Consider the following 19,547-nt stretch of genomic DNA (forward strand, 5'->3'; position numbering starts at 1 on the left):
TTGGCCGACATTTTCGAGCAGAAGACCACCTTGCGCGCAGCATTGCGCCAGACGCGCCTCGGACATGCCGCCGCCCTGCCCCCCGAAGTCAGCGCGCTCGTTTTCAATCGCCCGCCCCGGCCCGTGCTGGACCTCGTGCCGGAGGGCGCGACGATCGGACTCTATCGTGCTGCCGAAGGCGAGGCCCGCACGGCAGGCTACATCCGGTTCTTCTTCGAGGCGGGGCATCCCGTTGCCCTGCCCCGCGTCGCCGGTGGCAGAACCATGACCTTCCACCGCCACACCGACCCTTACGAGGAAAGCGACCTTGCCCCCGGCCCCCTGGGACTGCTGCAGCCTGCGGCACAGGCGCCCGTCGCCGAGCCGGAGGTCCTGTTCGTGCCACTGGTGGGATTCACCCCTTCGGGTGAGCGGCTGGGTCAGGGGGGCGGGTTCTACGACCGCTACCTGCTGGATCATCCCGACGTGATCGCCATCGGCATGGCGTGGGATGTGCAGGAGGTGGCGGAGCTGCCGCTTGCCACGCATGACATGCCATTGACCGCTATCGTGACCCCGACGCGGGTGCTGGGACCGTTCTGATGCGGGAAAAGCCTACATTGCGCATCCCGTTCGGCGTGCTGCTGCTGCTGGGCGGACTGGCACTGTATGCCGGCCTGGTGCTGCAGCTGGCGCCGTGGATCGGGCAGCAGCCGGTCTGGCTGCAGACAGCGATCTACCTGGTGCTGGGCATCGCCTGGCTGCTGCCGCTCAGGCGCTTCCTGATCTGGATGGAAACCGGCCGCTGGAGCTGATGGGCTGCTGAAGCTCCAAAGCCCTCAAGTGGCGCGAGTGACGGGACTTGAACCCGCGACCTCCGGCGTGACAGGCCGGCGCTCTAACCAACTGAGCTACACCCGCGTAAAACAGGCCGAGGCCTGCTTGAAAAGCGATCCTGAGGGCTCGACTACCGCCTGAGAGTCCGGAAACTCCCAAGTGGCGCGAGTGACGGGACTTGAACCCGCGACCTCCGGCGTGACAGGCCGGCGCTCTAACCAACTGAGCTACACCCGCTAACAGGCCGGAGCCCGCTTGGGAGACGCGCCTCTACGGGCGGCTGCCTGCCCTGTCAACAGGTCCAAACCACCTGTTGAAAAAGCTTTGTCTCTCCCCTGTTCAACCAGCCAGCAACCGGGCTGGTGCCTCGAGCAGTGCGCGCACGGCCTGCATGAACAATGCGGCATCCTGCCCGTCCACCACCCGGTGATCGCAGGACAGCGACAGGCTCATCAGCTTGCGCTTGGCGACTCGCTCCCCACCCAGGCCGTCGGGCACGAACGCCGGACGCTCCACGATGCGTCCGGGCGCCAGAATGGCGACTTCCGGCCGGTTGATGACCGGGGTGGCCGCCACGCCGCCCAGCGGCCCCAGCGAGCTGATGGTGAAGGTGGAACCGGACAGTTCCTGACGGCTCGCGCTGCCATCGCGCGCGGCTGTGGCAAGGCGGCTGATCTCGTCGGCCAGCTGCCACAGATTGCGGCCTTGCGCATCGCGGATCACCGGCACGATCAGGCCGTTCGCCGTTGCCGTCGCGACGCCCATATGCACCGCGCCATGGCGGGTGACCGCGCCGGCGTCCTCGTCATAGCGCGCGTTCAGGGCACGATGCTCGGCCAGCGCGCGGCAGGTGGCGGCGATCAGCAACGGCAGCAAGGTCAGGCGCGGCCGGTCGTCGCCGCCGCCATTCAGCTGCACCCGCGCCTCCTCCAGCACGGTGACGTCGCATTCCTCGACCAGCGTAAAATGCGGGATGTGCCGCTTGGATGCGCTCATCGCCTCCGCGATGCGGCGACGCAGGCCGATGACCGGCACTACCTCGTCCGGCTGCGCTGCACCCTTGCCCACGTAGCCGGGCGTGTAGCTGAGGAAGGCATCCAGATCGGCGTGACGGATGCGATTGTCGGCAGCAGGCCGCACCTGTACCAGGTCGATGCCGAGCGCACGGGCACGCTGGCGGACGGCCGGGCTGGCAAGCATCCGAACAGCAGGATCCGGTGGCCCCGGTTCGGCGGCCTCAACAGGCGCAGGTATCGCGATGCTGGTGGATTCGTCCGGGGCAGACAGGCCACTTCCGACCGGGGGTCCCTCCTCCAGCACCTCCGCCTGTCCATCAACGATCGCGGGCGGAACGTCCTGAGCGGCGGCCGTCTCCTCCGTCTCCAGCACCACCAGCGCCGATCCGATGGCGATCACCTCGCCTTCCTTGCCGGCGATCTCCAGCACGCGGCCGGCGACGGGAGTCTCCATCTCGACCGTTGCCTTGTCCGTCATCAGGTCGGCAATTGGCATGTCTTCGGCCACCCAGTCGCCGACGGCGACGTGCCAGCGCACGATCTCCGCTTCGGCGATGCCTTCGCCGATGTCGGGCAGGTTGAAGCTGTAGCGGGCCATGTGCCCCTCCTTGTCAGTCGGCGGCCAGCAGCCGCTCGATCGCCTCGCCGACCCGGACGGGTCCGGGAAAATACGCCCATTCCAGGCTGTGCGGATAGGGCGTGTCGAAGCCCGTCACCCGCTCTACCGGCGCCTCCAGGTGATAGAAGCATCGCTCCGTCACCAGCGCCGACAGTTCCGCCCCGAAGCCGCTGGTGCGCGTCGCCTCGTGCACGATCAGGCACCGGCCGGTCTTGCGCACGGACTGCTCGATCGCCTCAATATCGAGCGGCACCAGCGTGCGCAGGTCGATGATCTCCGCATCCACGCCGGTTGCCTCGACCACGCCGGCCGCCACATGCACCATCGTGCCATAGGCCAGGATGGTCAGCGCCTCCCCTTCCCGGACGGTGCGCGCCTTGCCCAGCGGGATCGTGTAATGCCCGTCCGGCACCACCGCGTCGGCGTGGCCCTTCCAGACCTTGGCCGGACGATCGTAGTAGCCGTCGAACGGGCCGTTATACAGCCGCTTGGGTTCGAAGAAGAGCACCGGATCATTGTCCTCGATCGCGGCGATCAGCAGGCCCTTGGCATCGTGGGGCGTGCTGGGGACCACCGTCTTCAGGCCGGCGACATGCGTGAACAGCGCTTCCGGGCTCTGGCTGTGGGTCTGCCCGCCGAAAATGCCACCGCCGAAGGGGGTGCGCACGGTCATCGGCGCGATGAACTCCGCCGCGGAGCGATAGCGCAGCCGCGCCGCTTCGCTGATCAGCTGATCCAGGCCCGGGTAGATGTAGTCGGCGAACTGGATCTCGGGCACCGGGCGCAGGCCGTAAGCGCCCATGCCGACTGCCACGCCGATGATGCCGCATTCACTGATCGGCGTATCGAACACCCGCGTGCGGCCATGTTTCGCCTGCAGGCCCGCCGTTGCACGGAACACGCCCCCGAAGAAGCCGATATCCTCGCCCAGCACCACCACGTCCGGATCGCGCGCCAGCATGATGTCGAGCGCGTCATTGATCGCCTCGATCATGGTCATGGGCCGGCCGGCCGGGTCACCCGCGCTCATGGCTGGGTCTCCGGCGGATATTTGACTGCCCGTTCGTGCAGCGCCTGCACCATCTGTTCCCGCAGGTGCCACGGCATCGTCTCGTATACGTCCTCGAACATGGTGACGTCCGGCTGGTGCAGGCCGTGGCCCAGGATGCCGTTCGCCTCGGCAGCGCGGATCGCGGTGCGGACCTCGCCATCCAGTTCGACCAGCATGGCATCGTGCGCTTCCGTCGACCATTCGCCGATCGCGGTCAGATGCGCCGCCAGTCGCCCGATCGGATCGCCCAGCGGCCAGCCGGAGCCCTCGTCCGTCGCACGATAGACGGTGGGATCGTCGGAGGTGGAATGCCCTTCCACGCGGTAGGTGAAATACTCGATCAGCGTCGGCCCGCCGTTCAGCCGGGCCCGGTCTGCCGCCCACGCATGCGCGGCGTACACCGCCAGCGCATCGTTCCCGTCCACCCGCAAGCCAGCAATGCCATAGCCGATGGCCCGGGCGGCAAAGGTGGTCCGCTCCGCTCCGGCAAAGCCGGAGAAGCTGGAAATTGCCCACTGATTGTTCACCACCGCGAACACGGCAGGCGCATTGTACACCGCCGCAAAGGTCAGCGCATTGTGGAAGTCGCCCTCCGCCGTGGAGCCTTCGCCCACCCAGGCAGAGGCGATGCGGCTGTCACCCTTGATCGCGCTGGCCATCGCAAAGCCGGTCGCCTGCGGCAGCTGGGTCGCCAGATTGCCGCTGATGGTGAAGAAGTTCACTTCGCGCGCAGAATACAGGATCGGCAGCTGCCGCCCCTTCAGCTTGTCCGCACGGTTGCTGAAGATCTGGTTGACCATCTCCAGCAGCGGATAGCCACGTGCGATCAGGCAACCCTGCTGGCGGTAGGACGGGAAGATCATGTCACCCGCATCCAGCGCCATGGTGGCGGCCACGCTGGTCGCCTCCTCTCCGGAGCATTTCAGGTAGAAGCTGGTCTTGCCCTGTCGCTGCAGGCGATACATCCGCCCATCGAACACCCGGACCAGTGCCATCAGGCGCAGCATGGTGCGCATCCGGTCGGGCGACAGGCGCGGGTTCCACGGACCATGGGCCTGGTCATCGTCGCCCAGCACCCGCACCAGATCGGTGCAGAGCGGGAAGGTCTCGGCCGCAGCGCAGGTTTCGTCCGGCCGCGGCTGGGCGCCAGCCGGCGGGATCGACAGGAAGCCGAAATCGACCGGGTCACCCGGGCGGAAGCGCGGCTCGGGCACATGCAGTGCCAATGCTGGACGGTTCGCGCCTGGTTCGGGCGCTGCCTCCATGGTCATGCTCTCTCTCCAGACCGGGCCCGGTTCATGCCGGAACCCTTGTCGTCACCGCCGCCTAAACGGCGACGGGTGCGCGAATGGCGCCCTGCGGATGGTAGTCGGGCACCTCGAAATCTTCAAACACATAATCGAAAATTGTTTCCGGCCGGCGCAACAAATGTAGGCCCGGCTCTCCGGATGGAACACGGCCGAGTTGCTCCTCCACAAGATGCGCATGGTTCAGGTAGAGGTGCGTGTCGCCGCCGGTCCAGATCAGCTCGCCCGGTTCCAGCCCCACCTGTGCCGCCACCATACGCACCAGCAGGGCGGCGCCGAACAGGTTGAAGGGCAGGCCCAGCGCGACGTCACAGCTGCGCTGGTACAGCTGACAGGACAGGCGCCTGCCCGCAACGTGGAACTGATAGGTCTTGTGGCATGGCGGCAGCGCCATCCGGTCGAGTTCCGCCACGTTCCACCCTTCGATGATGTGTCGACGCCCGCCGGGATCGCGTTGCAGGCCTTCGATCAGCACGGCGACCTGGTTGATGCCCCGGCCCGACCTGAACGAGCCGTCGGACTGGCGTGCATAGGTCGGCCAGTCGACCCATTGCTTGCCGTAGACCGGGCCAAGATCGCCCCATCGCGCGGCAAAGCCGGCATCCTCGACGATCCGCCGTTCGAAGATCTCCTGCGTGGCTGCGTCACCCGTCGCCTTCCGGTAGCGGGCAAGCGGCCAGTCGCTCCAGATGGTGACCCCCTGCTGCAGCAGGGGGCGGATGTTGGTCTCGCCCGACAGGAACCACAGCATCTCGCGCGCCGCAGCCTTCCAGTACACCCGCTTGGTGGTCAGCAGGGGGACGCGATCATCCGCCAGGTCGATCCGCAGCTGCGGGCCGAAGATGCTGCGTGTACCCACGCCCGTGCGGTCGGCGCGCTCGTCACCCTCGGTCCAGATACGGCGCATCAGGTCGAGATACTGCCATTCCCAATGGCGGGCATCCGGGTGCGCGGGCGGTGACGGAAGGCTGTGCATCGCTGTTTTGCTACCACCGCAAATGCCCGCTTGCCAGCCCGCAGGACCCTGCCTATAGGGCCGCCTCTGCCTTGCCTCGCAGCCGGTTCGCCGGTTGTGTTTCAGGTCCGGTCGGGGAGTAGCTCAGCCTGGTAGAGCACTGTCTTCGGGAGGCAGGGGCCGGAGGTTCGAATCCTCTCTCCCCGACCAACTACTTCGTCTGAACGACGATGCGGCATCCGGGATGCGGCGCCTGCGGGCGTCGCATCCCGATGGCCGGCACACTTCACCCCTGCGATCTGCATCCTTGTCGTGCGCTGCAGCTGCAGCGAGCCGGCGGACAATCCGCCCGCTCGCCGCGCCTGCTCAGGCGCATGGCTCAGCCCCCGACCTGCAACAGCTGATCGACCCGGCCCCGGGTGAAGGAATGATAGGTCGCCCGCGTCCGGTCGTAGATGCGCCTGGCGATCGGCAGGCCCCATTCGCCTTCGTCCACCAGCGTCTTGAACAATGGCTGCACGAACTTGTTGCGACCCACCGTCGCCAGGAATGCCTCCGCCTGTGGCACCGCCGGCTGGTAACGATTGCGCAAGCCGGCCTGCAGCCACAGGAACTTGACCTCCGTGTTGCCGGTGGCCGACAGGTTGAGCGCCTGATCCAGCCGCGCCAGCTCCGCGGCGGACAGCGCCTCCGGCAGGTTGCCGAGGAAGCGCATCTGCTCGGCGGCGCTCCAGCCCGTCCAGGCCTGCGGGTCCAGCGTGCGATCGGCCGCATAGGCCGCGGCAGCAGCGTCCACGGTAGCAAATGCCCGCGTATCAGGACGCGCGACGTTGGCAGGCATGCCGGTGCCATAGACCCACTGATCCAGCATCAGTCGCTGTTCCAGCGCCGCATCCCCGCCGATCAGCGTGTCGCGCATCTCTGCCAGGAACATGGCCGAGGTGGCGGGCTGGAACGCGTGGCGGTCGAACCAGCTGCGCAGCCACGGATCGAACCGCTCGCGTCCGACGATGCTCTCCATCGTGTGCAGGAACAGCGCGCCCTTGTCATAGGTGATCGCCGAATTGTACTCCAGCGGATTCAGTCCGTCCGGCGTACGCAGCGCGGTTCCCGGTGCCTGGGCGCCCAGCTCCGACACGGCGTCGGCGGCCGCAGCATAGCTCAGCGCACGTTCCTGCGCCGCGCGTGTCTCGCCGAAGACCCGTTCGGAGATGCGGTTCTCCAGATAGGACGTCACGCCTTCGTTCAGCCAGCCATCGCGCCAGCTGGCATAGGTGACCAGATTGCCCGACCAGCTATGCGCCAGCTCGTGCGCCACCAGCCCCGTCAGCGAACGGTCGCCGGCGATGAAGGTCGGGGTGAGGAAGGTCATGACCGGGTTCTCCATGCCCCCGTACGGGAACGATGGCGGCAGCACGATCATGTCGTAACGACCCCAGCGATACGCGCCATACAGGTCCTCGGCGGCATCGATCATCGCCTCGGTATCGACCAGCTCGGCGGCTGCACGCTCCAGCGTGGCCGGCTCCGCCCACACGCCGGAGCGGGGGCCAAGCGGGCGGAAGTCGATATCTCCCGCAGCAACCGCGATCAGGTAGGGGGCCACCGGCTGGTCCATCCTGAAGGTGAAGGCACGACGGTCACCCGCGACCGCAACCGGCTCGCCCTGCATGATGCCGGACATGACGACATCCAGCGGTGCCGGCGCGGTCACCCGCGCTTCCCAGGTCTGGCGGATACCGGGGCTGTCCTGTGTGGGGATCCATGTGCGATTGTTGATCGCCTGACCCTGGCTGAACACGAACGGATGTTCGCCGCCAGCCGTCTGTTCGGGTGCCAGCCATTGCAGCGCGTCCGCATCGCGGGCGGCGGTGTAGTCGATGGTGATCCGCCGCGCATCGCCGATCTGCACGGTGACCGGCTCTCCCTTGCCCACGACCGACTGGCCGATCGTGTAGGCCAGGCGACTGCCGTCCTGTGCGGTGATCTCGCTGATCTGCAAGCCCTTCGAATCAAGCACGATCTCCCTGGCACCGGGCGCGGCATCGATGTCCAGGGTTGCAGTACCGCCGAGGCTCTTCGCCTCGAAATCAAGCTGGAGGTCCAGCGCGACATGCGTCACGCGCGCGACATCCGGCCGGGCAAAGGTGTATTCGTCACGCGCTTCGGGCGTGGCGAGAATGGGCGAGATCATGCGATCGGTCTGCGCCGGTCCGGTGGTGGTGCAGGCGGCGGTGAGACAAAGGGCTGCGGCGGCCAGGGGGCGCATGGCGGTCTCCGAGATCAAAAGAAACTGGTTTCCTGATCCACTAACGCCGGTTCGGCAGATTTGTCATCCACTTACCCGCGCGTGACCTGCCAAGGTGGTGATCCGCCCAGCAGCCGTCAGCTGCGCGATAGGCCCGGCTGTCGGCTTATGGCGCCCCTGCACCCCATAGCCGATCCTGCGCGACCCAGCCGCTGCGCTGACCTACGGTGAAGCGGCACCAGCGCGACTCGCAGCGTCCCAGCTGTCCGACGACGCCGGCCTCGACCCGCCATCGCAATGCTGCCGCCGGATCCGGGTTGGCCCGCATCGCCGTGGTACCCTGCCCTCTCACCATTGCGGCCCGTTCCGGATCCAGCAACCGGGCAGCGACCCAGCCTCGCGTGCCCTCGGGATCCTCGACCAGCCGCCAGCCTTCGTTCAGCCGCACGACCTTCACCGGCAAACCGGAGCGGCGATAGATCCACTCGATCGGGAAATCGACGCTTGGGCCCACGCGCATGTAGACCTCGTCCTCGCGCAAGCTGGCCCAGTATGGCACCTCCCGCTCCTGCGCGCCGGCAGGAGCGGGGATGGCGCAGATCATCAGCAGCAGACTGCCGGAAAGTAAGGAAGCTCGCACGACCGCTGCGATAGAGGCAACGACCCGGTGAACGCAACATGACACGGTAGCTGATGCGTCCTATCCCGTCAGTGGCCGACCAGCCCCTTGGTCTTGCCGAAGTGGCCGATCAGTTCACGGTAACTGCCTTCCGCCTTGCCGTAGGTGCATCCGGACAACGCCTCCAGCCCGCAACGATCCCGAATGGTGATCCGTCCACGGTTGGCGCGGATGAGCCCTTCGCCTTCCAGCAGGTGCAGCGTGACGGTGACGCCACTGCGTTGCGCCGAAATCATCGTGGCCAGGAATTCGTGCGTCAAAGGGATTTCATCCCCAGGCATCCGGTCGTGGCACATAAGCAACCAGCGGGCCAGGCGCGCTTCCATCATCTGGTTCGACCGGGACACGATGGAGTACGAAAGCTGCAGCATCGAATACAGCATGTAATGCGACATGATCTGCCGCAGGTCATGAGACTCGGCCATGCGGGACATCATCACGTCCGCGGGAATGGCGATCGCGGAAGCACCATCCACCTGCACGAACGTCTCGAACATCTCCTCTGGGCTGCCCAGAAGCGTGGCCGTACCGACCATTCCCTCGCGGCCGATCAGGCCTACCTCCGTCCGCATTCCATCGACGGACATGGTCGACAGAATGCCTCCCTCGGGAAACAGGATCATCGGCAGCGGTTCACCGGGGCTTGCAAGCCGCTGGTTGCGGAGCAGGTCAAACCGGATGCAATGCGGCTCCAACACAGCCCTGTCCGCCGCACTCAGACGCCCGAGCAACATGTTCAAGGCAAAAGGATTGCTCAAGAACTCGTCACGGACCGTACGCGGCACAGGAAATGGTGCAGAATAGTTCATGGCCTCCTTCCCCCAAAATTGCTCCACTAGCTCTCCCGTCCCCCACATACCCGTTACAAAGCCTTGATGTTGCACGGTTCGCTGCCAGACACTCTCCCTATCACATCCACTAAAATGTTAGCATGCTCTTTTTGTTTCCGGTCAGTCGCCAATCAAGATGCGATCAATCAGTTCCTTCACCGTAGGCGTGAAATTGTTGGAATAAAATGGGTCTTGCTTGAAGCGATACGCAGCGTGTCCTGCAAACATCAGGTTCTCTTCCACTGGCGAACCGTGGGCGATATCTTGCAGGGTCTTCTGAATGCAGAAGCTTCGCGGGTCGGCAAGGCGACCGGTCGTGTAATCGTCATGATCTTTCCATGACGAGAACCCGCAATGTGACAAACATCCCATGCAATCCGCCTGATCCTTGCGGATCATTGCGCGTTCTTCCGGATCGACGAATACCAGCGTGTCGTCAGGCGTCTTCAGGCTCTCGGTAAAGCCCGCCGCAACCCATTGCTGGGCCCGTTCCCTGTCGCCTGGCGTGACCCAGAAGTTCTTGCCCTTCACCCCTGCATCAAGCTGGATTGTATGATCGCCCGCGGCCACGCGCGACCACGGAATCTGACGCTCCGATCGCGCTACAAGACTGCGCAGGAAGGGATTGACCACCGCCGAACTGTAGAAGCCGGTGGGGCTGAACCGATGCAGCAGGACATCGCCGGGGTTGAGGTTGCGCAGCGCCTCCTTCCATCCTTGCGGAATCGGGCTCTCATGCGTGAGCAGCGGACGCGTGCCGTACTGGAAGGCAATGGAGCCGAGCTCCGGATTGTCGATCCAGTGTTCCCACTCCCGCAGGAACCACACGCCGCCGGCCATGATGATCGGCACATCGTCCGAAATGCCTTCGGCGCGCATCGTGTCCCGCACGGCCTTGACCCGCGGGTATGGATCTTCAGGCTTCAGCGGATCTTCCGCATTCGACAGCCCATTATGCCCGCCGGCCAGCCACGGATCCTCGTACACCACGGCGGCCATCAGCTCGCCATATTTGTGGTAGGCCCGCTTCCACAAGGCGCGGAACGCGCGGGCGGAACTGATGATCGGCAGGTAGCTGACGTTGTAGCGCGCGGCGATCTCTGACAGCTTATACGGCATGCCGGCGCCGCAGGTGACCCCGGCCACCAGCCCGCGGGTACGTTCGAGCACCCCTTCCAGGATCGGCTGTGCCCCGCCCATTTCCCACAGGACGTTGATGTTGATCGCGCCCTGCCCGCCGGAAATCTCATGGGCACGCCGGACCTGTTCCACGGCCCCATCGATCGCATACTGGATCAGCTGCTCGTGGCGCTCCAGGCGTGTCTTCTGCCAATATAGCTGCGGCACGATCTTGCCTTCGGGATCATAGCTGTCCGCGTTCACGGCACTGACAGTGCCGATGCCGCCGGCAGCCGCCCAGGCACCCGAGCTGGTGTGGTTGCTGGCCGATACGCCCTTGCCGCCTTCGATCAGCGGCCAGACTTCACGACCACCATAAGAAATGGGCTTCAGCCCCTTGAAACTCATCGTAAATCCTTGTCGCGTATCATTGCGGCGCCGGCGTCCGGCCGCCAGCTCCGTCCGGAGTACCGGATCCACTTCCGGTCAGAGCGCACGGCCGGATATCCTTGGGCTGTGGCCGCTCTGCCATGGCCTCGAACTGTGCATAATAGCCCGCCAGAGCGGGGTGGCGAACAAATTCCACCAGCCGGTACCCGACCTGTCCCAGTTCACAGAACAGCAGTTGGGGCGGGATCCCGTGACGATCCGGACTGCGATCCACATCCACCACCACGATCTGCCCCCCGGGGCGCAATGCCGGATGGAGGTGCCATAGAAAGGCGTATGGGTCGCCGACCTCGTGGTACATGTGGATCAGGAAGATGCGGTCGAAGCTGTTGACAGGAAGGTGCGGATCATCTGGCTTGCCACCCACGATGGAGACATTGTCCAGTCGTTCGCTCTCGACCCGGTCGCCCAGCCGCAGCAGCGCGCCGCGATCGATATCCTGCGCCAGCACCCGACCCTGCGGGCCTACCGTCTCGGCCAGCCGCACCGTGTAGTAGCCCTCGCCCGCACCTATGTCGGCGACGCTCATGCCCGAGCGGACGCCGGCCAGCTGCATCACCGTGGCCGCCTCCTGGCGGCTGTCGCGCAGCGTCTCGTCGGCAAAAGCAGTCGCGCCCAGATCGGACACAGGCCGATCCGCGGCGGGAAAGGCGAGCTCCTCCGCCACAGGTTCCTGTCCGCTCTCGGGCGAGCAGGCGGCGAGCGCCAGCGACAGGCAAAGGGCAGACCAGCGCAACATCTTGTCTGGTCCCTTAGCCGGTTGCATCGCATGTGGCAAAAGCGGCAGCATCACAAATACCTGCGGAGCACCGTCAGACCCTAGTCCGCGTCTTCCACCTGCACGCGCTCGCCCGTCACCCGCTGCGCAAGCGCCGCGGCAATGAACGGATCGATCGCGCCATCCAGCACATCGCCGGGCGCGGTCGACGTGGTCCCCGTACGCAGGTCCTTCACCAGCTGGTATGGCTGCAGCACATAGGAGCGGATCTGGTGGCCCCAGCCGATCTCGCTCTTCTCTTGGTATTCCCCGCTGGCCGCAGCTTCGCGCTCGGCCATTTCGCGCTCGAACAGGCGCGCCTTCAGCATGCCCATGGCGGTCGCACGGTTCTTGTGCTGGCTGCGATCGTTCTGGCTGGCAACGACAATGCCCGTCGGTACGTGGGTGATCCGCACGGCCGAATCGGTGGTGTTGACGTGCTGACCGCCCGCGCCACTGGCGCGGTAGGTGTCGATCTTCAGGTCGCTGTCGTTGATCTCGATCTCGATATTGTCGTCGATGACCGGATAGACCCAGACCGAACTGAACGAGGTGTGCCGCCGCGCGGAACTGTCATACGGGCTGATCCGCACCAGCCGATGCACGCCGGACTCGGTCTTGGCATAGCCGTAGGCGTTCTCGCCCTTCAGCAGCAGCGTGGCAGACTTGATGCCCGCCTGCTCACCCGCCTGATACTCTACCGTCTCGACCTTGTAGCCCTTGCGTTCCGCCCAGCGGGCATACATCCGGAAGAGCATCTCTGCCCAGTCCTGGCTCTCGGTGCCGCCGGCGCCGGCGTGGATTTCCACAAAGGTATCGTTGCTGTCGGCCTCGCCCTTCAGCAGGGCCTGCACCTTGTCCGCATCGGCTCGATCGGCCAGGCGAGCCAGCGTTGCCAGCCCCTCGGCAATCGTGTCGTCGTCGCTCTCGGCCTCGCCCAGTTCGACGAACTCGATCGCGTCGGCCATCTCGGCGGTGATCTCCTTCACCGTGCCGATTGCGGCATCCAGCTGGCGCCGCTCGCGCATGACCGCCTCGGCACGCTTGGGATCGTTCCACAGGTCCGGATCCTCGACCCGGGCGTTCAGTTCGTCCAGCCGGCGCAGCGCGCGCTCCCAGTCGAGAGAGCGGCGGACCAGCGCCATTGCCCCTTCGATACGATCGATATGGGCCTGCCCTTCGGCACGCATGTCTTGGTAACTCCGTCAGATGTCAGAGCCGGCGCCTAGCGGAAGGCGCGGGCAAGGAAAAGATCGCAGCGGTCAGCGCGGCCGGCGATCCAGTGCCTGCACGGCAGCCAGGGTGCGACGCACATGCTCGCGCCAGTCGAGGTCGGAATGCACCATCACGACGCGACCATCGCGGCCGATCACGTAAGACGTGCGATCCGACACTCCGGTCGCCTGCCCCTGACGCTGCAGCGCGACGTCGAACGCGCGGATCGTGGCGGGGCTGGCGATCGCCACCGGGAAGGCGTCGCGGCATTCCTCCGTCGAAAAGCGGCGCAGTGTGGGCAGATCGTCCGAGGACAGGCCCACGACCTGTGCGCCGGCGGCGCGGAAGTCGCCCATCGCCTCGGCAAAGGCGTGTGCTTCCAGCGTGCAACCCTGGGTGAAAGCCTTGGGGAAGAAGTACAGCACCACCGGACCCTGGCGCAGCGCCTGCTGCAGATCGAAGGTGAAGGTACGCCCGGCGAGAGCCCCCTGCGTACGCAGGGCCGGCGCCTGTGTGCCGGTCCGCAATGCGGCGGTTGCAGGCGCGGTAAATGCCGGGGCAAGCAGCAGCGCGGCAGCTGCGGCAAGAAGGGTGGTTCGGATCATCGCCCGTCTATGCGCTCCGCCCCGATGGCTGTCCATCGCGGATCAGTATAGCCCGCCCTGCTGCTCCACGAAACTGTCATCCCGTGGCGCGGCCGCTGCCGCATCGGCCCGCGTTGCGGCACGTTCGGTCCGGCGCAGCTGTGCCATGATCAGCTCGCGCAGGGAATCGACCCGGTCGCCGCGCTTCTCCCGCGCCGGCTCGCTGTCGGGCTTGAAGGCTTCCCAGATCACGCCCGCGCGCGGGTCGCTGTCGCTCGGCCAGCTGCCGAACACCCGCTTGCCGCTGCGCCGGTCCACCCGCACCAGCCGCACGCCGGCCGGTGCCAGGAACGGCCGCCCGCTCCACTTGCCCGGTGTGTCGGTGACGAACTGCTTGAAGATCGGCGCGGCCAGGCGCCCGCCCTGGGCCCATCCATCCATGCTGCGAGGCTGGTCGTACCCCATGTATATCCCGGCCACGATGTCCGGCGACCCGCCGACAAACCACACGTCGGTGGGCCCGGTGGTGGTGCCGGTCTTGCCGAACAGCGGGATGCCGAGATCGCGCAGCGTCGTGGCCGTGCCGCGCTGCACCACGCCTTCCAGCATGTGCACGGTCTGGAACGCCGTTCGCGCATCCATCACCTGCCGCCCACGATCGCCCAGCCGCGGCATCGCCTTACCATCCCACTGGGGCATGTTGCAGCCCGTACAATCGCGGGCGTCGGCGCGCCAGATCACCTTGCCGCGGCGATCCTGCACGTAATCGATCACGCTGGCGTCATGCTGCAGGCCATGGTTCTCCAGCGCCGCATAGGCGTTGACCATCCGCATGACGGTCGTGTCGCCAGCGCCCAGAGCATAGGACATGTAGGGCTGGTCGTAGCTGCCGATGCCCGTTCGGCTGAAGGTCTTCAGCACGTTGGGCATGCCCGCATCGGCGGCAATGTGGACCGTCATCAGGTTGCGCGACTGTTCCAGGCCCCAGCGCATCGTGTGGCTGCCACCGCCCTCCCCGCCGAAGTTGCGGAAGCACTTCTCGCCAAGGCCAGCACCCTGGTACACGCAATAGGAGGTGTCCGGCACCATGGTGGCTGGCGTCATCCCCTGATCCAGTCCGGTAGCATAGACGAAGGGCTTGATGGTGGACCCGGGCTGCCGCTGCGCCTGCGTGGCGCGATTGAAGCTGCCCAGCCGGAAGTCGAAGCCGCCCTGCATCGCCAGCACACGGCCGGTGGCCGGGTCCTGCGCCACGAAGGCGCCGGAAATTTCCGGCACGGTGCGCACGCGGAAGCGACCGCCACCCGCGGGCGACACCGCCGTCACGTCGCCGACCTTCAGCGCATCGGGCAGCCCGCCAAGCGGCGCCTCGTCACCGCTGGCGAACCCGATCGTGGCCGACTGGCCGCTGCGGGCGGTGACCACGCCGACCCGCCAGTTCTCGTACGAAATGCCGATATTGGAAGAGGCCAGCTGCTGCGTCAGGCTGCCATTGTCCGGATCGATCGTGGCCACCGGACCATGCCAGCCGCGACCACCGGCATACCGCAGCAATCCCGCCCGCAGGGCGTCACGCGCCGCATCCTGCAAGTCGGTGTCCAGCGATGTCCGCACCCACAGCCCGCCACCATAGACCGAGTTGGGCCCATCCTCCGCCTGCTCGCCATACTTGTCGATCAGTTGTCTGCGCACCTCCTCCAGGAAGTAGCCAGCATCGGCGGAGCGCTCTGCCGGGCGCTGCTGGATCAGGCCCAGCGGCTGCGCCTTGGCGGCATCTGCCTCGGCCATGGAAATGTGGCCGTTCTCCTGCATTGCGGTCAGCACCCAGTTGCGCCGGCCGATGGCCACGGATTCGTTGCGGGCACGGCCATACACTTCCGGAGCCTTGGGCAGGATGGCCAGGAAGGCCATCTGATGCAGCTCCAGATCCTCGACATCGCGATCGAAATAGGCACGCGCGGCCGCCTGCACGCCAAAGGACCGACGGCCGAGCGGGATCTCGTTGAGATACAGCTCCATGATCTGCTGCTTGGTCAGCACGCTCTCGATCCGCGCGGCCAGCGCCATCTCCCGCAGCTTGCGGCTGATGGAGTATTCGTTGCCCACCAGGATGTTCTTGGCGACCTGCTGCGTGATGGTGGAACCGCCGCGTGCGCGCTGGCCGCTGCCGATCTTGCTGGCATAATCCACCACCGCTCCGGCGACGCCCGGTATGTCGACACCGGCATGGGTCCAGAACGTCTTGTCCTCCGCCGAAGTGTAGGCGTTGACCAGCTGCGCCGGGAAATCCTTGAACTGCAACTGCACCCGGCGTTCGCGGGCGAAGGAATGGACGATATCGCCATCCATGCCGCGCACCGTGCTGGGCAGTGGGGGTTCGTAGGTCAGCAGCCGGTCGGCATCGGGCAGGTTGCGCAGCACCAGCACCCAGCCGATCACCAGCAACAGCAGGATCGCGCCGACGACATAAGCCAGGCGGCGCAGTCGCGGGCGGGCGCGCCAGCCATCCGCCACGGCGGCGAGCATGCCCTGGGCACGGCGGAGACGGTAGCGGGACGGTGTATCAGCTTCGGCCATGGTCCTGCGCGCCCTAGCATGGCCGCGCGGGGCCGCGCCACTGTTCCGGAACGCGGATCGCCGATAACATCCCGGTCACCCGGCGCCCATGTCCGCCGTGCAACATGGTTGCCCCACTGTCCTGCTGATGCTAGCGATGGCGCCGCCCCGTGCCTGACCGGCACAGGCGCCTCTTCCGGCGACACGCGACCGATCAGACCGATCGATCATGCACCGCCGGATCAATACCGACAGGTTAAAGCCGAGAATGACAAGAACAGGATCGTCCGACACGCTGCAGCCAGATCGCTGCATCGTGGCCGTGACGCCTGCGCGGACGCAGACCCCGCGCCTTGTCGTGCCGGCAATGACATCCGCCGCCGCATTCCCTCGCTTCGCGAAGGCTGTTGGCGGCATCCCCATAGATTTGCGCGCGCCCGCTCGCCTGCAACCGGGCCCGATGGTCCGGCAGGCAGCCGCGCGCGCTTGGAGAATACACAATGGCAACACGCATGCTGATCGATGCGCGCCACCCGGAAGAAACGCGGGTGGCGGTGCTCCAGGGCAACCGCATTGAAGAATTCGATTTCGAGTCTGCCGAACACAAGCAGATCAAGGGCAACATCTATCTCGCCAAGGTAACCCGGGTCGAACCGTCGCTGCAGGCGGCGTTCGTCGATTTCGGCGGCAATCGCCACGGCTTCCTCGCCTTCAGCGAGATCCACCCCGACTATTACCAGATCCCGCAGCAGGACCGCGAGGCACTGATCGCAGCCGAGCAGGCGCAGGCTGACGAAGAAGCCGCGCTGCGTGCCGAGGACGAGGACGATGATGACGGGGAGGATGATTTCCTCTCCGACGAGGACGGCGTCGAGGAAATCGACACCGACGAGAAGGACGACGTCGCCACCATCGAGGACGGGCACGTCGAAGGCAATGGCGACAGTGCCGAGGAAGACAGCGACGATCGCGACAGCCGTCGTCCACGCCGGCAGGGTCGCCGCGGCGGTGGTGCCCGTGCCAAGGAACTGGACGACCTGAAGGCGAAGCGCATGGAACTGCGCCGCCGCTACAAGATCCAGGACGTGATCCAGCGCCGCCAGGTGCTGCTGGTGCAGGTCGTGAAGGAAGAGCGCGGCAACAAGGGGGCGGCGCTGACGTCCTACCTGTCGCTCGCCGGCCGCTATTGCGTGCTGATGCCCAACTCCAGCTCCGGCGGCGGGATCAGCCGCAAGATCAGCTCCGGCGCGGACCGCAAGCGCCTGAAGCAGATCGTTGCCGAACTCAGCCTGCCCCGGTCCATGGGCCTGATCGTCCGGACCGCGGGCCTGCAGCGCACCAAGACCGAGATCAAGCGCGACTTCGACTATCTCGCCCGACTATGGGACGAGATCCGCGAGAAGACGATGTCGAGCAGTGCCCCGGCGCTGATCCATTCGGACAGCGACCTGATCAAGCGTGCGATCCGCGACATCTACAACCGCGAGATCGAGGAGATCGTGGTCGAAGGCGAGGAAGGCTTCCGTTCCGCCCGCACCTTCATGAAGCTGCTGATGCCCAGCCACGTGAAGAAGGTGATCCCCTATTCCGATCCGGTGCCGCTGTTCCAGCGGCATGGGGCGGAAGATCAGCTGTCCGCCATGTATGACCCGGTCGTGCAGCTGAAGAGCGGCGGCTATCTGGTCATCAACCCGACCGAAGCGCTGGTCTCCATCGACATCAACTCGGGCCGTTCCACCAAGGAGCATGGGATCGAGCAGACCGCCGTCGCCACCAACCTTGAGGCCGCGCGCGAGATCGCCCGTCAGCTGCGCCTGCGCGACATGGCCGGCCTGGTAGTCATCGACTTCATCGACATGGAGTATTCCAGCAATACCCGGAAGGTCGAGAAGGCGATGAAGGAGGCGCTGAAGAACGATCGTGCGCGCATCCAGATCGGCCGCATCTCCGGCTTCGGCCTGATGGAGATGAGCCGGCAGCGGCTGCGTACCGGCGTTCTGGAAGCGACCACGCGGTCCTGCCCGCATTGCGACGGCACCGGCCTGGTCCGCACCGCATCGTCGGCCGGCCTGTCCGCGCTGCGCATGATCGAGGACGAGGCCGCCAAGGGCCGTGGCACGATCATCTCGCTGTTCGCCTCGACCGAAGCGACGATCTACCTGCTGAACGCCAAGCGCAGCGATCTGGCCGAGATCGAGAGCATCTATGGCGTGCGGGTGGAGGTCATGCCGGAAGGCGAAGATGAAGGCGCGAAGATGCGCGTCATCAGCAGCGGGCCGCGCCCGATTGCCCCGCCCCGGTTCGAACCGATCGCGGAGCCAGCCGACTTCGAGGACGATCTCGAGGAGATCGAGGACGAGGAAGAGGAAGAGCAGGACGTCGAGGAGGAGCAGGAGGCTGCCCGCCCCGCGCGCGACGATTCCGACGAGGACAGCGACGGCCGCAAGAAGCGTCGCCGTCGCCGCCGTGGCGGTCGCAACCGCAACCGGCGCGAGGATGGCGAAGGCGACGTCGACGGTGAGAACGCCGCCGCCGATGAGAGCGACGCCGAGGACGACGCCGACACCGACCAGGGCGGTGAGGCTCCCGTCGAGGCCAATGATAGCGACGACGATGCGCCTCGCAAGCGTCGCCGCCGTGGTGGCCGTCGTCGTCGCCGGCAGGAGGGTGACGAGGCGGAGACCTCTTCGGCCGAGCTGTCGGCGGAACCCGACGCAGCCGATGCTCCGGCAGAAGAGCTGACGACGCAGTTGCAGGAAGCCGGGATCGCGCCTGTGGCCGAGGCTGCTCCCGAGCCGGAAGCCGCAATCGAGAAAGCCGCGGCACCCGCTCCGGCCAAGCCCCGGCGTGCCCGTCGCAAGAAGGTGGAGGACACCGGCCCGGTGGCTGAAGAGGCCGCCCCGGCGGTGGACGAAGCCGTGGCCGAAGCTGCTGCCGGCGCCTTGGCAAAGCCGAAGCGCACCCGGCGCAAGAAGGCGGATGCGGCTGAGGTGGTCGAAGCCGAGACGCCTGCCGTGACCGAAGCCGCCACCGAGACGCCGGCCAAGCCCAAGCGCACCCGGCGCAAGAAGGTCGAAGCCGAGGTCGAGGGCGATCCTCTGGCCGAGGCCGCAGCCTCCGCTGCCGCACCCGTCGGCGCGGAAGACGCTGCGGAGCCAGCACCGGCACCAGAAGCCGGCGCAGGCGACGAGGATGCCTCCGCAGCAGGCTCGCCGCGACGCGGCTGGTGGCAGCGCACCTTCGGCGCCTGAGAGCCACAGGTCTGCATGACAGGGGCCGGTCCGCACCACGCGGGCCGGCCCTTTGCATAGGACGGCCTGCGCGCTTGCCGATCCGCCGCATGGC

General features: G+C 66.3%; 15 protein-coding genes and 3 tRNA genes. 4 read left to right on the plus strand and 14 right to left on the minus strand.

Annotation, left to right across the window (positions count from 1 at the left end; all coding sequences use genetic code 11):
• Together PK98_RS05265 and PK98_RS05270 are read left to right on the plus strand one after the other, a co-directional pair.
• Positions 1-582, plus strand: coding sequence for a 5-formyltetrahydrofolate cyclo-ligase (locus PK98_RS05265; protein WP_039094815.1), 582 nt, complete (start codon positions 1-3; stop codon positions 580-582).
• Positions 582-794 carry a DUF2842 domain-containing protein gene (locus PK98_RS05270; protein ID WP_039094816.1) on the plus strand — a complete coding sequence of 71 codons (213 nt, stop codon included), beginning with the start codon at positions 582-584 and terminating at the stop codon, positions 792-794. Before PK98_RS05265 ends, PK98_RS05270 begins: the two co-directional genes overlap by 1 nt.
• A gap of 29 nt (positions 795-823) precedes the next feature.
• Here the strand turns inward: PK98_RS05270 and PK98_RS05275 are convergent.
• The 6 genes from PK98_RS05275 to thyA form a co-directional block, all read right to left on the minus strand.
• Positions 824-900, minus strand: a tRNA-Asp gene (locus tag PK98_RS05275).
• 76 nt (positions 901-976) lie between these two features.
• Positions 977-1,053: transfer RNA gene (locus PK98_RS05280), tRNA-Asp, on the minus strand.
• A 102-nt stretch (positions 1,054-1,155) separates the two neighbouring features.
• A complete protein-coding gene (locus PK98_RS05285) occupies positions 1,156-2,430 on the minus strand; it encodes a dihydrolipoamide acetyltransferase family protein (RefSeq protein WP_039094817.1) in 1,275 nt (424 codons plus the stop codon).
• Positions 2,431-2,443: 13 nt separating this feature from the next.
• On the minus strand, positions 2,444-3,451 hold the full coding sequence (locus PK98_RS05290; protein ID WP_039094819.1) for an alpha-ketoacid dehydrogenase subunit beta: 1,008 nt from the start codon (positions 3,449-3,451) through the stop codon (positions 2,444-2,446).
• Between the two features lie 26 nt (positions 3,452-3,477).
• Positions 3,478-4,773 carry a 3-methyl-2-oxobutanoate dehydrogenase (2-methylpropanoyl-transferring) subunit alpha gene (locus PK98_RS05295; protein WP_152608539.1) on the minus strand — a complete coding sequence of 432 codons (1,296 nt, stop codon included), beginning with the start codon at positions 4,771-4,773 and terminating at the stop codon, positions 3,478-3,480.
• 55 nt (positions 4,774-4,828) lie between these two features.
• Positions 4,829-5,785, minus strand: coding sequence for a thymidylate synthase (thyA, locus tag PK98_RS05300; RefSeq protein WP_039094820.1), 957 nt, complete (start codon positions 5,783-5,785; stop codon positions 4,829-4,831).
• A 112-nt stretch (positions 5,786-5,897) separates the two neighbouring features.
• Between thyA and PK98_RS05305 the strand changes: the two genes are divergently transcribed.
• Positions 5,898-5,974: transfer RNA gene (locus tag PK98_RS05305), tRNA-Pro, on the plus strand.
• Positions 5,975-6,143: 169 nt separating this feature from the next.
• On the opposite strand, the gene PK98_RS05310 is transcribed toward PK98_RS05305, so the two are convergent.
• The 8 genes from PK98_RS05310 to PK98_RS05345 all read right to left on the minus strand — a co-directional run bounded on the left by PK98_RS05310 (position 6,144) and on the right by PK98_RS05345 (position 16,223).
• Positions 6,144-8,033: a M1 family metallopeptidase gene (locus PK98_RS05310; RefSeq protein WP_039096275.1), complete on the minus strand. Its 1,890-nt coding sequence runs from the start codon at positions 8,031-8,033 to the stop codon at positions 6,144-6,146.
• Between the two features lie 145 nt (positions 8,034-8,178).
• On the minus strand, positions 8,179-8,652 hold the full coding sequence (locus PK98_RS05315) for an SH3 domain-containing protein (RefSeq protein ID WP_235425404.1): 474 nt from the start codon (positions 8,650-8,652) through the stop codon (positions 8,179-8,181).
• Between the two features lie 68 nt (positions 8,653-8,720).
• On the minus strand, positions 8,721-9,500 hold the full coding sequence (locus tag PK98_RS05320; protein WP_161792406.1) for a Crp/Fnr family transcriptional regulator: 780 nt from the start codon (positions 9,498-9,500) through the stop codon (positions 8,721-8,723).
• A gap of 141 nt (positions 9,501-9,641) precedes the next feature.
• Complete coding sequence (locus PK98_RS05325; RefSeq protein ID WP_039094825.1) at positions 9,642-11,048, minus strand: NAD(P)H-dependent flavin oxidoreductase; 1,407 nt, start codon at positions 11,046-11,048, stop codon at positions 9,642-9,644.
• A gap of 19 nt (positions 11,049-11,067) precedes the next feature.
• Positions 11,068-11,829, minus strand: a complete 762-nt coding sequence (locus PK98_RS05330; RefSeq protein WP_039094828.1) for a class I SAM-dependent methyltransferase — start codon at positions 11,827-11,829, stop codon at positions 11,068-11,070.
• 80 nt (positions 11,830-11,909) lie between these two features.
• Positions 11,910-13,037 (minus strand): peptide chain release factor 2, encoded by a 1,128-nt coding sequence (gene prfB, locus PK98_RS05335; RefSeq protein WP_039094830.1) that lies wholly within the window; start codon positions 13,035-13,037, stop codon positions 11,910-11,912.
• Between the two features lie 72 nt (positions 13,038-13,109).
• A complete protein-coding gene (locus tag PK98_RS05340) occupies positions 13,110-13,667 on the minus strand; it encodes a peroxiredoxin (protein WP_039094832.1) in 558 nt (185 codons plus the stop codon).
• 42 nt (positions 13,668-13,709) lie between these two features.
• Positions 13,710-16,223: a penicillin-binding protein 1A gene (locus tag PK98_RS05345; protein WP_039094834.1), complete on the minus strand. Its 2,514-nt coding sequence runs from the start codon at positions 16,221-16,223 to the stop codon at positions 13,710-13,712.
• 479 nt (positions 16,224-16,702) lie between these two features.
• Here PK98_RS05345 and PK98_RS05350 point away from each other — a divergent pair, with 479 nt between their 5' ends.
• A complete protein-coding gene (locus tag PK98_RS05350; protein WP_039094835.1) occupies positions 16,703-19,453 on the plus strand; it encodes an Rne/Rng family ribonuclease in 2,751 nt (916 codons plus the stop codon).
• Positions 19,454-19,547: the final 94 nt, after the last annotated feature.

This window comes from Croceibacterium mercuriale (assembly GCF_000802385.1).
GTDB lineage: Bacteria > Pseudomonadota > Alphaproteobacteria > Sphingomonadales > Sphingomonadaceae > Croceibacterium > Croceibacterium mercuriale.

Coding starts and splice junctions, on each gene's coding strand:
- PK98_RS05350 (WP_039094835.1), top strand. CDS start 16,703: ATGGCAACACGCATGCTGATCGATGCGCGCCACCCGGAAGAAACGCGG.
- PK98_RS05320 (WP_161792406.1), bottom strand. CDS start 9,500: ATGAACTATTCTGCACCATTTCCTGTGCCGCGTACGGTCCGTGACGAG.
- PK98_RS05325 (WP_039094825.1), bottom strand. CDS start 11,048: ATGAGTTTCAAGGGGCTGAAGCCCATTTCTTATGGTGGTCGTGAAGTC.
- PK98_RS05270 (WP_039094816.1), top strand. CDS start 582: ATGCGGGAAAAGCCTACATTGCGCATCCCGTTCGGCGTGCTGCTGCTG.
- PK98_RS05345 (WP_039094834.1), bottom strand. CDS start 16,223: ATGGCCGAAGCTGATACACCGTCCCGCTACCGTCTCCGCCGTGCCCAG.
- thyA (WP_039094820.1), bottom strand. CDS start 5,785: ATGCACAGCCTTCCGTCACCGCCCGCGCACCCGGATGCCCGCCATTGG.
- PK98_RS05330 (WP_039094828.1), bottom strand. CDS start 11,829: ATGTTGCGCTGGTCTGCCCTTTGCCTGTCGCTGGCGCTCGCCGCCTGC.
- prfB (WP_039094830.1), bottom strand. CDS start 13,037: ATGCGTGCCGAAGGGCAGGCCCATATCGATCGTATCGAAGGGGCAATG.
- PK98_RS05285 (WP_039094817.1), bottom strand. CDS start 2,430: ATGGCCCGCTACAGCTTCAACCTGCCCGACATCGGCGAAGGCATCGCC.
- PK98_RS05310 (WP_039096275.1), bottom strand. CDS start 8,033: ATGCGCCCCCTGGCCGCCGCAGCCCTTTGTCTCACCGCCGCCTGCACC.
- PK98_RS05340 (WP_039094832.1), bottom strand. CDS start 13,667: ATGATCCGAACCACCCTTCTTGCCGCAGCTGCCGCGCTGCTGCTTGCC.
- PK98_RS05295 (WP_152608539.1), bottom strand. CDS start 4,773: ATGACCATGGAGGCAGCGCCCGAACCAGGCGCGAACCGTCCAGCATTG.
- PK98_RS05290 (WP_039094819.1), bottom strand. CDS start 3,451: ATGACCATGATCGAGGCGATCAATGACGCGCTCGACATCATGCTGGCG.